The 13,698-nt window shown below is 41.0% G+C and carries 11 protein-coding genes; 7 read left to right on the top strand and 4 right to left on the bottom strand.

Annotated features, from left to right (window positions below; translation table 11 throughout):
- The first annotated feature begins 93 nt into the window (after positions 1 to 93).
- Positions 94 to 1,203, top strand: a complete 1,110-nt coding sequence (proB, locus tag V7K60_RS20845; protein WP_334927928.1) for a glutamate 5-kinase — start codon at positions 94 to 96, stop codon at positions 1,201 to 1,203.
- 89 nt (positions 1,204 to 1,292) lie between these two features.
- On the opposite strand, the gene V7K60_RS20840 is transcribed toward proB, so the two are convergent.
- A complete protein-coding gene (locus tag V7K60_RS20840; RefSeq protein WP_334927920.1) occupies positions 1,293 to 1,934 on the bottom strand; it encodes an HAD family hydrolase in 642 nt (213 codons plus the stop codon).
- A 20-nt stretch (positions 1,935 to 1,954) separates the two neighbouring features.
- Positions 1,955 to 2,929: an ROK family protein gene (locus V7K60_RS20835; RefSeq protein ID WP_334927918.1), complete on the bottom strand. Its 975-nt coding sequence runs from the start codon at positions 2,927 to 2,929 to the stop codon at positions 1,955 to 1,957.
- Between the two features lie 111 nt (positions 2,930 to 3,040).
- Between V7K60_RS20835 and V7K60_RS20830 the strand changes: the two genes are divergently transcribed.
- Positions 3,041 to 3,262 (top strand): hypothetical protein, encoded by a 222-nt coding sequence (locus V7K60_RS20830; protein WP_334927917.1) that lies wholly within the window; start codon positions 3,041 to 3,043, stop codon positions 3,260 to 3,262.
- Positions 3,263 to 3,266: 4 nt separating this feature from the next.
- Here V7K60_RS20830 and V7K60_RS20825 read toward each other — a convergent pair whose 3' ends face one another.
- The gene (locus V7K60_RS20825) at positions 3,267 to 4,019 is read right to left on the bottom strand and encodes a Mut7-C RNAse domain-containing protein (protein WP_334927926.1); all 753 of its coding nucleotides are present in this window, start codon (positions 4,017 to 4,019) and stop codon (positions 3,267 to 3,269) included.
- 1,102 nt (positions 4,020 to 5,121) lie between these two features.
- Between V7K60_RS20825 and V7K60_RS20820 the strand changes: the two genes are divergently transcribed.
- Complete coding sequence (locus V7K60_RS20820; RefSeq protein ID WP_334927915.1) at positions 5,122 to 6,099, top strand: sucrase ferredoxin; 978 nt, start codon at positions 5,122 to 5,124, stop codon at positions 6,097 to 6,099.
- A 260-nt stretch (positions 6,100 to 6,359) separates the two neighbouring features.
- Here V7K60_RS20820 and V7K60_RS20815 read toward each other — a convergent pair whose 3' ends face one another.
- Positions 6,360 to 7,955 carry a helix-turn-helix domain-containing protein gene (locus V7K60_RS20815; protein ID WP_334927913.1) on the bottom strand — a complete coding sequence of 532 codons (1,596 nt, stop codon included), beginning with the start codon at positions 7,953 to 7,955 and terminating at the stop codon, positions 6,360 to 6,362.
- 1,067 nt (positions 7,956 to 9,022) lie between these two features.
- On the opposite strand from V7K60_RS20815, the gene fdxB reads away from it, so the two are divergent.
- The 4 genes from fdxB to V7K60_RS20795 all read left to right on the top strand — a co-directional run bounded on the left by fdxB (position 9,023) and on the right by V7K60_RS20795 (position 13,634).
- On the top strand, positions 9,023 to 9,316 hold the full coding sequence (fdxB, locus tag V7K60_RS20810) for a ferredoxin III, nif-specific (protein WP_334815048.1): 294 nt from the start codon (positions 9,023 to 9,025) through the stop codon (positions 9,314 to 9,316).
- A 487-nt stretch (positions 9,317 to 9,803) separates the two neighbouring features.
- Positions 9,804 to 10,796 (top strand): cytochrome c oxidase subunit II, encoded by a 993-nt coding sequence (locus V7K60_RS20805; protein ID WP_334927911.1) that lies wholly within the window; start codon positions 9,804 to 9,806, stop codon positions 10,794 to 10,796.
- Between the two features lie 38 nt (positions 10,797 to 10,834).
- Positions 10,835 to 12,523: a cytochrome c oxidase subunit I gene (ctaD, locus tag V7K60_RS20800; RefSeq protein ID WP_334927909.1), complete on the top strand. Its 1,689-nt coding sequence runs from the start codon at positions 10,835 to 10,837 to the stop codon at positions 12,521 to 12,523.
- Between the two features lie 511 nt (positions 12,524 to 13,034).
- Entirely contained in the window at positions 13,035 to 13,634 is a 600-nt protein-coding gene (locus tag V7K60_RS20795; RefSeq protein WP_334927925.1) for a cytochrome c oxidase subunit 3, read from the top strand.
- The last annotated feature ends 64 nt before the right edge of the window (positions 13,635 to 13,698 follow it).

The following is a 13,698-nucleotide window of genomic DNA, read 5'->3' as shown; positions in this document are numbered from 1 at the left end:
GAAATATTTAAATGTGTCGCTATATTGATCCGTTTCGGCATAGTTCATAGATGCACTCTTGACTTTTATCATAAGCGATTATGCGAACATGATATGACTAAAACAATTGTTGTCAAAATCGGCACTTCTAGCCTAACTCAACCAGAAACGGGACAATTAGCACTTTCTACCATCGCGACGTTGGCGGAAACACTCTGCCATTTAAGACGCCAAGGACATCGGGTGATTTTGGTTTCTTCTGGCGCTGTGGGCGTGGGTTGTGCGCGGTTGGGTTTAACTGAACGTCCGAAAGCGATCGCACTCAAACAGGCTGTAGCAGCAGTTGGACAAGGCAGGTTAATTCGGATATATGATGATTTATTTACTACTTTGCAACAGGCAATTGCTCAAGTATTATTGACACGCAGTGACTTAGTACAGCGCAGTCGCTATCTCAACGTCTACAACACTTTTCAAGAACTATTGGGACTTGGAGTGATTCCCATAGTAAATGAAAATGATACCGTAGCAATAGACGAACTAAAATTTGGTGATAATGACACTCTTTCAGCATTGGTTGCCAGCTTAGTAAAAGCAGATTGGCTATTTTTACTTACTGATGTCGATAGGCTGTACTCAGCCGATCCCCGTTCTGTACCAGATGCGCGGCCGATCGCTTTAGTTAGTAGCATTAAAGAATTAGCTCAATTACAAATACAAACAGGTTCCCAAGGTTCTCGGTGGGGTACTGGTGGGATGGTGACAAAAATTTCGGCTGCGAGGATTGCGATCGCTGCGGGAGTGCGGACTGTAATTACCCAAGGGCGATTTCCCCGGAATATCGAAAAAATTATCCAAGGCGAACTTATTGGTACACATTTTGAACCGCAACCTGAACCAACTTCGGCGCGTAAACGTTGGATAGCTTACGGACTTGTACCTGCGGGTAAATTGTATTTAGATGAAGGTGCGATCGCGGCAATTTCTCTAGCAGGAAAATCGTTATTAGCAGCTGGAATTAAGGCGGTAGAAGGAGAGTTTTGCACACAGGACGCAGTGCAATTATGTGACAGCAATGGTAACGAAATTGCTAGAGGACTTGTAAATTACAACAGCGATGAATTGCAAAAAATTTGTGGGCGTCATTCACGAGAAATTTTCACAATTTTAGGTTATGCCGGTGCAGAAACCGTGATTCATCGAGATAATTTGGTTTTGACTTAGGACAGAAATGAGATAAATTTCGTGAACACTAACTGCGATAGTGAAAAATATTATGACTCAAACGTTAGAAAATGCTGTGAACTTCCCATCTAATGGTGTGACAACAAAGAAGGCAGTTGGTACATGGAGTAAAAGACACGCGCTCCACATGCCTCAAGTAGAGTAGCCTCACTTTGCTCGGTGTAACCTAAAACTCTCATACCAGCGGCAACACCTGCACGTACACCCAAAACGCTATCTTCGACAACCGTACAGAATGCAGCTTGAATTCCCATATTTTTAGCAGCATGTAAGAATAAGTCAGGTGCTGGCTTCCAACTTCCAATTTCATATGAACTAAAGATACGTCCTTCAAATCGAGGCAGTAGGTTAGTTACACGCAAAGCTAACTTAATTTTTTCCGGTGGGCCACTGGAAGCAACGCAAATAGGTAGATTAATCTTGTCTAAAGCTGCTTCTATTCCTTCTACAGCAAGTAGTTCACGCTCGAATGCTTGAGCGGTACGAGTACGAAACTGATTTACAAAATCTTGCGGCATCTTTTTTCCAAGTCTTTGCTCAATGACAGCAACACAATCAGCCATTTTGCAACCCTTAAATAACAAAATGGCTTCTTCAAGTTTCATTGCAAGTCCAAACTCAGCGACAAATTCTACAAGAACGCGATTGCCTAATCCCTCGCTGTCTACTAACACTCCATCACAGTCAAAAATAACTAATTCTGTTTGCACACGCTCTACGCCTCACTCATTTACAAATTCGGGATTGTTATAGAAGCGATCGCCACCGCCCCCCACAACGGCGCATCATCTCCCAGTACCGCCGGCACAATTTCAAAATCAACTTCTGGCAAAGCCGTCTCCCGCGCCACCTGACGCACCACCCGCCAAAAATCCTCCCCCGCCTTCGTCACCCCGCCTCCCAACACAAAGCGCTGCGGATTCATCAAATTCGCTACATTGCCAATACCCACACCCAGCGCCCAAGCAGCCTTGTGCAAAACTTCCTTCGCCAAATCATCCCCAGCCGCCGCAGCTTCACTTACCAACTGTCCCGTCAACAACGTTAAATTATTCCCCACCAAACCCCTCAAAATCTCTCCATCTCTGAGTCCTTTGCGCCTCTGCGGTTCGTTTTCCAAAATCTCCCTAACATTTTGCGCCATATAAGGCCCTGAAGCTAAACGTTCCAGACATCCCTGCTTACCACACAAACAAACTGGCCCAGCAGGATCGACAACGATGTGCCCAATTTCCCCAGCCATCCCACCAGCACCCCGCCAAGGCTGGCCATTGAGTATCCAACCACCACCCACGCCAGTACTGACAGTTATATAAAACAGGCTATCGTATCCCTGTCCCGCACCAAAGCGATGTTCACCCAAAGCCGCAACATTGGCATCATTATCTACACCAACAGAAACGTCAAACTCCTCCTCTAACAACCTTTTGAGAGGAATATTTTCCCATCCAGCGACATGATGAGATAGTCGCACCGTCCCCGTAGAAGCGTCAACTGGGCCGCCAAAGCTGACACCGATCGCAGCAGGTTTTGTGTCTTGCAGCAGAGAGTAAATCAGCGATCGCATAATTTCCAAATCAGTGCTAGCATCTGCACCTACTGGTGAGAAACGACGTTCATAACGCAACCACTTTCTCGAACCGATATTTACTGTTGCTGCCGCCAGCTTAGTTCCGCCAAAATCGAGAGCTAAAATTAATGTCATTCACTCACCTTTTCTTACACCTTCACACAAGGTAGTTTCTTTCTTCAGAAAGATGTTTGCGCTCAAGATACATTTAACACTAGAAAAAACTACACTATTATTTAATAACTCATGACTACCGATCAACCCAATCCACTTATCGATTTCTCTCACGCCAAAGAACCTCCTACTTCTCTTGATGTCGATAAAGCTCAAGAGGCAGATCCCATTGAACCAGAAGAAGTTAGTGGAGAGAGTAAGCAAAACCCCACTCCTGATGATTTGAATCGTGAAGATGAAGATCCCAGAATCGGGGGTAGTCAAATAATCAGTGGGAATATTTCAGCTGGGTAAATAGTTACTCATCTCTTTGTGAGTTAATTACGCCATCAATAAACTGTTGTAATCGTTCATAATGTGAACCTTTCCAATAAATGCGATCGCAGTCCTGGCAACGCTGGAATTCATCAATCTGCGATCGCACCTTTTCTGGCACTTGTTCAATAATGGATTGCTTATCTACAGGTTCTAATAATCCATTACAACGCAAACACCGTTTAAATGGTGAGATTAATTTAAACAAATCGAAGCGTTGCAGTACTTCTAGGATTTGTTGTTGAGGGTTAGTGTTTCTAACATAATACCCATGCTTTACCAAACTACGCATCAATAGACCTTTATCACGAGTCAAGAGAATCCGCGCTTGGTTGTAGGATATTTGCGCTAATTTCTCATCCTCATAGTCATTGCAGTATAAACTATCAAAACCTAAAAGTCGTAAAGCTGTCGCAAGCTTCCCCAAATGAATATCTAAAACAAAGTGGACAATACTGAACGGTTTTGGCAGAACAGAAACGCTTGGTATAATAACATTCCTAGCTGAAATTGGATAAACATTGATAGTGTCTCCATTGGAAACTATGTAAGAAAAATTTACATATTCACCATTAACATTTATAGAATCCACCTCTGGATGAGGGACACCCAACGACTCAATCATGTCCTTAATTGAGGCTTTTTCCTCAAACAAATGAGAGATTCTTACCTGCTTATGATGCCGTGGTAAAAAATGATTCAATTCTGCATGAAAGTAGAAATATGCGATCGCCATAGCTACAGATATTTGGATTAGTAAGTGCGCCTTTACTAGCAACAATTCGTCACAATTGCAAAACTTTATCTATTAAATTGAAGCTATCAATACTTGTTATAGTAAGATATCTCTACAATTAAATGCCTGTTCACCTTGATTTAAGCAATGTCCTAGAGGCAACAAACTATAAAGAAGTCATAAAGATTCTTAAATACTTGCATTTCTTATTGACTTCAGTTACAGTCAAAGCAGATGCCTATCATCAAACCCTGACACTATCTTCGGGAAGTTAGATTAGGTAAAACGCTAAATACCAAATTTGTTAATGTTAATCTCAGTGATGCTGCTAATAATTAGTCACTACTTTTAATTATTAACTTATCGCAGATGGAGTACGGGGAAGTAAAGCATTTACCCCTAATTTGACTTTTTTTATTTTCTTAAGCTATTGAGAATGATTTTCAATATGATTGTTCGATAGATAAATTAAAAGCAGATAGTGTGGAAGAAGTCTTAAAACAGTATTGGCTTACAAAGCGCTCACTGTTTATTAAATGTTTCCGCATCTACCTTTAGGAATATATTTCTCACAATATCAGCTCAAAATTATATTTTTATGTCTAAAAACAGGAACTGTAACTAGCTATGTAGATTATTTCAGCAAAACTTTAAACAACTAGATTGTTGCTAAGAATATTTTTGATTGTAGTATCAGCTACATTGATATTGTAAGCAAGTTAATCGTCGGTAACTCTCCAAGTCGCTCTGCATCTATATAACAGGTTTAATATATTTGATTTTGCCAAAGAAACCAAGTTCAGAAAAACTGAGTTTCCGCAAATTAAAATTTATGAAATACCAAATAACAATAAAACTAGATACAAAATTAACGCCACTGATACGGAAAAATCTATCTTGACACTGTTTATCTCTATTGTGGAGAATTTATTAACCGGAAAGACCTCGATCAATAATGATGTTATAAAGTGGCTACCTAGTTTTAACTTGGAAATGAATATTGTTCTTTTTTATCTCCTTGAGCTAAGGATATTGTAGCTAAGAACACAATTGTATTTTGTAATACCTTTTGTCCATAAAATATGCTAATGAGTACAGCGAGATGAATACTTTTTTTTGTTCTGATGATTCACGGCAAGTAGGAGAAGACGTTATTGGTAGTGCCACCAATTATCAAACTTATATTTTAGTTGAGTGTCCTTTACCTTGGATATCAGAAGCCTTTAACTCCAAATGGGTACCCCAGAATTTGAGGATTTTGGTAGAAGAAGTGAAGCGTGCTAAACTGCCGATTAGATTTCTCTTAATTGCTAATGATGTATCACACAAGGTAAATCACACTACGCTTTTGATTTATCAAAAAGAAGAGGGACTAAGTAATGGATACCGTAAGCAAGAGTTTAAGCTAGCAAATATTGAGCAAGTAGCAGAAGTTGTCCGAAAATGGATATGGGGTATCGGTTCTAATCTTGAAGTAGAAACTACTACAACTAGAGATATTTTAGTTTGTACCCACGGTAGCCATGATAAATGTTGTGCGAGATATGGCGCTCCTTTTTACTTCCATGTGACAGCGAGTAATGCTGATTTGTGCTTAGATAATGTGCGAATTTGGAAATCATCGCACTTTGGTGGACATCGCTTTGCACCAACAGTTATAGACTTGCCAGAAGGAAGATACTATGGTCGTCTCGATCAAGATTCATTTAGATCGATTTTGACTCGTAGTGGTGATATTCAATGCTTACATAAAGTCTATCGAGGCTGGGGAATTCTGCCTGCTGCACTTCAGGTTTTGGAAAGAGAGTTAATCCTCTGTAAGGGATGGGATTGGTTTAATTACAAAGTTGCAGGCAAAATTTTAGAGCAAAGTTTAGACAATAGTACTATCTTAGCTGAACTTAGTTTTGAACAACCTTGTGGTTCTCTTTACACTTACCAGGCTAAACTTGTGAAAGATGAAACCAAGACTCAACAACTGAAGAGTTCATGCAATGCTACACGAGAATTGGTAGTTACTAAATATGCTGTCGGTAGTTTTTGGATTACCTCTAGTAAGGTAATGAGTTATAGTACATAGAAGTGGAGAGTTTTTAAACGCAGAGGGGAGGCAGCGTGTTGCGGGGGTTCCCACGGCAGTCGCTCATGGGGGGAACCCCCAAGACCGCGCTGCCTCCCCGTTGTAGCGACTGCCGTCACGCAAAGGGAAGCACAGAGGAAGGCAGAGTATTATTAAATCTAGTTCGCTACGAATTAATTAAATGCTGTATTTAATATAACGCTGCACAAATTCGTAATAAAATCTCTGCGTTCCGCTGCGTTTAAATTCTAAATTCTGAATCAAGATGAAGCCATATTTAAGACTTTTCGTAACAGTACTTGGTCTTCTAATTTAGCTTTTAAACGACCATTCTCGATATCTCGAATCCAGCTTTGGCTTTTACCTGTGAGTTTTGCCAATTCTCTTTGGGAAAAATTCAAATTTTTTCGCGCCTGCAAAATCTGTTCGCCTAGCAAATCGTTTGTCGCTTTGGGCTTCTTTTTGGCTTTAGCAGTTCTTGTTTTCTTTTTTTCTGATTCTGAGATTTGCTGTTCCCATTCTGGCGGGAGTTCAAAAGCCAAAATCCGCGCATTCATTAGCAGATTCCATTTACCACGGGGGCCTGTGTCTGTGAGACGAGTTTCAGCACCACCGTCATTAGTCCAAAATTCTAATGCTTCATCTGGATCTTCGGGAAGATCAATTAACTTTGCCCATAAAGGTTGGATTTCTGGTGGGTAAGTAACTGGATCGAAAAGCGGTTTCATTCCATAGTGATTGAGAATTTCCAAATCACTTTCAAAAGTTCGCAGCAAACGTTTGCGTTCTTCCCGTTGCCTGGATGCAAGGGCGACTTTTTCTTCACCATAAGCAATACGCAGCAAGGTAGGGATGGTGATGCGTTGTTCTTTGCCCATTTTAGTTTTAAACAGCAACCACAGCATTAGTCGAACTGCACCTTCATGTTGCTGCCAAATACTCATGACTGTGGTTAGCAGTGTTTTAGGAAGACTGCCGTATTGATAGAATGCGGTTCGCTCTTTACATGCTTGTTTGTTTAAGAAATATTGTGCCCATAAGCCTGCTTTTACTTTAAAAGTTAGCCCAATCAGATATTTGCATCCAAGATTGTCTTCTTGGAAGTGGTGCTGAATATCTACTAAGTGCCATAAACGGCTTTCGACAACAGAGAATCCATTAATTCGACCTTGTTGGGGCCAGTCAATGGAGATAATCAGGGAGCAAGCTTGCTGAACGATATTTTTCATTAAAGCCAGCTTGGCAGCTTTGCTCAAGTCTTTGCGTTTCTCCATCCCCAAATATTTCTCAATTTGTCGCTCATCGATCGCAAATTCTTGCTCCCAAGGTTGCTCTAAAGCTGTGGCATAAGCTGCAAAAATTAGATGTATGCAAGCGGCTCTAATGTCAAGCCCCTCAATTGCTGCTATATCTGTGGCCTTGTCGTTGACTTTGAAGGGATCTTGGATATGAAAAGCGATCGCACCTCGTCCTTGATTGACTTGTCGGCTGTAACTGATGTAGCCTTCTTCATCGGTTTCCCAGTGTAGGGATGTGCGCTGCGCTAATACATTACAAGCTTCCCAAATTGCGATCGCTGAAGCAAATGGATTATTCTTGCCATTAGAAAACAAGTCTAAGCTGCTAGCATCTCTTGGTTCAACTTTGCATCTTCCCTTTTTCGCCTGCCAAGGAATAGGAGAATTAGTTGGACAAGCTATTACACATTGCGGTTCTGAATAATAGCCCTCACAATTATTACAAAGACCAGGATCAACCCAGTATTCATTGTCCTCTATCCTGATTGCACCCGTAGGACATTGGGGGCGGCAGTTGTCACATCCAACGCAACTGTTGTTAGGAATTGTATAAGGCATTTGGCTCTTTTCCCACTCTAATCGTTGAGATGTCTGGCTCAGGTCTCCCCTGGATGAGTCCTGTTTATTTATGACTCGCTACCACATTCTCTTTCTAGTGAGAATAATCTTTTCTCACCAGGTTCAATTCCCACATCCACTTGTTAAATTTGTATCTAATTACAAGCTATTTAATGCTTAAAAAATAGCCTAATAAAACTTCTTATTAACTATACATTTCATGAAAAATATGATTAGTTTGTTCGTATTGAGCTTAGGAAAAAATCTTAGCATTTATTTAATTAGGTACTTGATGAACATTTTAGCTTTGACTAGAAAACCTTATACAAAGTATTTTTAGGAAATGTTTAAGCCTCCGACAATTGAACTTGCTCTAATTTGTTAATAATTTTAATATTTAAGGCATGATAATATTCTGCCATAAACTTTACAGTTCCTTTATAAATTAATTATGTTTATTCAGATGAAATAAGAATATTTCTTTTATCATCATTTATCTAAATATTTAAATCAAACTAAATTGAAAATTGTTGCTTTCTAAAATACATATTGCATATATCAAAATGTAACTGATAAACATTCACTTTGGTATATATGTATACTGTTTGTAGAAATTTATTTGCCCAAGTCTACAAATATTTGCAAAAAAATATCATTACTCTTATAGATATAGTTGCATTTGCTGTAAATAATAGTTAAATCGGCAGTTATAAACCATATATATATGAGGCTTTACTCACCTATATAGGTTTCAAATCCTCAACTTTTTATTTATGCTCGTATGGAAATGTCCGATTGTGGGCTGCTGTCTCCAGTCAGATATTGAGTCAGAGACTCGGTGAATGCATTTCCAAAGCAGGGGAACGAGGAATACTAAATATTCATAAGAATTATTTGCAATAAACTTTATCTATAACTTGAAATAAAAACAATTTAGTATTGTGTTCAAAGTCATCGAAAATTGATGTGAAAAAAGTAATTTTTGAATATAAAAAAATAAAAGATTAGGATAATATGATGATTAATGCACAAACAGATTGACAGGCAAAATTGCTGAGGATTTATTCATGGCACAACTAACAGGTTTGACATTTGGCGGTAAGGCATGGACACCAAAATTCGCTCAAGAAATCGACAAGGATAAATGTATCGGTTGTGGCAGATGTGTTAAAGTATGCGGATACAATGTGCTGGGGTTGAAGGCACTCAATGAAGAAGGTGAATTTGTGGAAGATGAAGATGATGAAGAAATTGAACGGAAAGTAATGGCAGTTACTTCTCCAGAAAACTGTATTGGTTGTGAAGCTTGTTCACGGATCTGTCCGAAAAACTGCTACAGCCACGTTACTTTAAATAATTAAGGTTTTTAGAGTTAGTCAAAATTGTTGTTCGTCGAAGGAGGCACTGTTTGAATAAAGCGCAAATGCGCTAGGCAAGGTAACTAGAGGGGAATACTAAATATTTACTAGAACTAATAAAAAGTTCACAGTAAACAAATCCGTAAATCGCAGAATGTTAGCTATTAACAAATTTAAACTTGCTGCTAATATAGCCTAATCAATATTAGGTCTAACAGTGCCCTCTTGGAACAACTAGCTTTTCTGAAAGCAGGGGGCTAACTTTGTGGTATGAGTTGAAATATAATTTGTCATTTTTTGGGGGAAAGATATGGAAAAAATCTGGAAGTTTCCCCCATTTTTTATGGCTGCACGTTAGAAAGTTAATAAGTGAAAAGGAAATAGGGAATAAGGAATGGGGAATAGGTAACAATGCCCAATGCCCAGTGCCCAATGCCCAATGCTCAGAAAATAACACCTCTAAACCCGGTTTACAAAGCAGGTAGCATGTATGGAACAAGTTCCTGTTTCACTATGGACTCTGGTTGCTGGGATAGTAGTTACAGCAATCAGCATTTGGATTGGTCAAAACCACACTCTCATGCCGGTGCAGGCATCGTTACAAGCGCCTTTGGTAGACGGTTTTTTCAACGTCATGTTTACCATTGCGATCGCACTCTTCTTGGTGGTAGAAGGAACAATTGTAGTTTTTTTGATTCAGTTTCGTCAGCGTCGGGGTGACGATACCGATGGCGTGCCAATAGAAGGTAATTTGCCCTTAGAAGTCTTTTGGACAGCAATTCCAACAGTGATTGTCCTCCTCTTGGGCATCTACAGTGTAGATGTTTTTAACCGAATGGGAGGCTTTGATCCTGCGGGTCATCCTCATTCAGCAGCTCATGTTGCTCAGATGCCAGGGAGTGCGATCGCTGCTACATTAAGCGATACCTCCCAAGCAACAACTGCCCCAGCAATTGCCCCAACAATTGGTATCGGTGCGTCTCCTCAAACTCTAAACAAACCAGCCGATTTAGTTGTTGATGTCAAAGGGATACAATACGCCTGGTTATTTAACTACCCTGATAGTGGCATTACCTCTGGGGAATTGCACATTCCCGTTGGTGCTGATGTGCAACTCAACCTTTCTGCACAAGATGTAATTCACTCATTCTGGGTACCAAACTTCCGCCTGAAACAAGATGCACTTCCTGGTATCCCGACTGAACTACGATTTGTCGCCACTAAACCAGGTACATATCCCGTAGTTTGTGCTGAGTTATGCGGTGGTTATCACGGTTCAATGCGGACAGAGGTAATTGTCCACACACCAGAAGACTATAAAAGCTGGCGCACAGAAAACCAGATTGCTCAAAAGCAAAACCTCAATCAAGTCGTTGCAGTTAATCCAGCCGACTTATCAACATCAGAGTTTCTTGCGCCCCACACCCATGATATGGGAATTAGTGCAGCAACTTTAGAGTCAGTAGTTATTGGTCAAAAGTAGAGACGTTTGACCTTACACTCGGCATAGTGGTAAAAAATATGACGCAGGTAGAATTTCCACGGAATACTCCACCAGAAGGAAAGAAACCGGAAATGGTGGCTAGCCACACCTCTCATCCGAAGGCGTGGAAATGGCAAGACTATTTTACATTTAATGTTGACCACAAGGTTATTGGTATTCAATACCTAGTAACGGCGTTCGTGTTCTATCTCATCGGCGGACTGATGGCGATCGCTCTGCGTGTCGAATTAGCAACACCAGAAGCAGACGTACTCGACCCCAATCTGTATAACGCTTTCATGACTAATCACGGGACGATTATGATCTTCCTGTGGATTGTCCCTAGCGCCATTGGGGGATTTGGTAACTATTTGGTGCCGTTGATGGTCGGTGCTAGGGATATGGCTTTCCCGAAGCTGAATGCGGTCGCCTTTTGGTTAAATCCCCCAGCAGGTGCGCTCATTTTAGGTAGTTTCATTTTTGGCGGTTCACAATCTGGTTGGACAGCTTATCCGCCCTTGAGCTTGGTTACAGCACCAATCGCTCAAACTATGTGGATACTTGCGATCGTTTTGGTAGGAACTTCTTCAATTTTGGGTTCGCTGAACTTTGTGATCACCATTTTGTTGATGAAGGTTCCTAGCATGAAATGGGATCAAGTGCCCTTGTTTTGCTGGGCAATCTTGGCAACCTCCCTGCTAGCACTTCTCTCCACACCTGTATTAGCAGCCGGTTTAATTCTGCTGTTGTTTGACCTCAACTTTGGTACTTCCTTCTTTAAACCAGATGCAGGCGGTAACGTTGTAATTTATCAACACTTATTCTGGTTTTATTCTCACCCGGCAGTATATTTAATGATTCTGCCCATTTTCGGCATCATGTCAGAGGTAATTCCAGTTCACTCCCGCAAGCCAATCTTTGGTTATAAAGCGATCGCTTACTCTAGTGTAGCCATCTGCGTTGTGGGTTTGTTCGTCTGGGTACACCACATGTTTACCAGTGGAACACCCGGTTGGATGCGGATGTTCTTCACCATCTCCACGCTCATAGTTGCAGTTCCCACGGGCGTGAAGATTTTTGCCTGGGTTGCTACCCTTTGGGGTGGTAAAATCCGCTTCACAGGTGCGATGCTTTTCGCCATTGGCTTGTTGTCCATGTTTGTCATGGGTGGTTTAAGTGGTGTGACGATGGGAACAGCACCTTTTGATGTTCACGTCCACGACACATATTATGTAGTCGGACATTTCCATTACGTTCTGTTTGGCGGTTCCGTGTTTGGCATTTATGCCGGTATTTATCACTGGTTCCCCAAAATGACCGGACGAATGCTGAATGAAACTTGGGGTCGCATTCATTTCGCCCTCACCTTCATCGGCACAAATCTCACCTTTTTACCTATGCACGAGTTGGGTTTGCAAGGAATGCCGCGACGAGTGGCAATGTATGACCCCCAATTTATCGACCTCAATAAAATTTGTACCTATGGTTCAATTGTTTTGGGGATATCGGTAATTCCCTTTGCGATCAACATTATTTATAGTTGGCAGAAGGGGCCTTTGGCTGGTGATAATCCTTGGCAAGCTTTGACTTTAGAATGGACAACTAGCTCACCACCTGCAATTGAAAACTGGGAAGTGTTGCCGGTTGTGACTCATGGGCCTTATGACTACGGTCATGGTCATAGTACAGAAGTACAGCCATCTGCAACGCCGGAAGCTAGTGCTTAGGTAGTAAAGTTAGTAGTGCGATCGCTATTAAGGTGACTGCAATTTCTAGTCATTTGATTTGAGAACTTGAAACTTGAGCTTCAGAACTCGGAACTTCAAGCTTATATCATGTCCGTATAATTAGTTATGATTTCCACAGTCATTGACCCCACCCCCAGCCCCTCCCCGCAGGCGGGGAGGGGAGACAAAGCATAGCTTTGGCGGGGTGGGGTTCTTCAGGTTTAATAAGTAATCTAGCGGACATGATATTAGAACTCGGAACTTCAGCTTCAGAACTCGGAACTTCAGCTTCAGAACTCGGAACTTCAGCTTCAGAACTCGAAACTTGAGCTTCAGAACTCGGAACTTCAGCTTCAGAACTCGGAACTTGGAATTTTGAAAATTGTTGAACAAGTGAAGAGTTGAATTAAACAAGGATTTTGGATGAAGAATGAAAATTTTGCCGCTTCAGACTTCATTCTTCATTCAAGCTTCCACAACAGACGCAGCAGATAATATTGTCAAAAAATCTATGACTATAGCTACAACCACAAGCGAAGATCACAGTGCAGGACACGAAGAACATCCAGATTTGAGAGTTTGGGGACTGTTGACGTTCCTCGCCTCTGAATCCCTAATGTTTGGAGGATTTTTTGCCACCTACTTGTTTTTTAGAGGTACTACAGCCGTTTGGCCTCCAGAAGGGAGTGAAGTAGAACTACTTGTACCGACGATTAACACCATTATTCTGGTGTCTAGTAGTTTCGTTATTCACTTCGGTGATACGGCGATTAAAAAGAATGATGTCAAGGGAATGCAACTGTGGTATGGAATTACTGCAATCATGGGTGCAATTTTTTTAGGTGGTCAGGTTTATGAGTACTCAACATTAGGATACGGACTGACTACCAACGTCTTCGCTAATTGCTTTTATATCATGACTGGGTTCCACGGTTTGCACGTTTTTGTGGGACTGTTATTGATATTACGTGTATTGTGGCGATCGCGTCTTTCCGGTGAATATTCTGCAACCAATCATACTTTCATCGAAATGACAGAAATTTACTGGCACTTCGTAGATATTATTTGGATTGTATTATTCACCTTGGTGTACATTCTCACTTTGTTTTAACAAAAGTTAGGAGTCAGGAGTGAGAAGTGAGGAGTTAAGAGTTTATAACTTCTAACTCATGATT

Origin of the sequence: Nostoc sp., from assembly GCF_036917555.1 — a bacterium.
Lineage (GTDB): Bacteria > Cyanobacteriota > Cyanobacteriia > Cyanobacteriales > Nostocaceae > Nostoc.
Note: the sequence above shows the minus strand (reverse complement) of the source record. Positions and strands in the feature narration are given on the sequence as shown.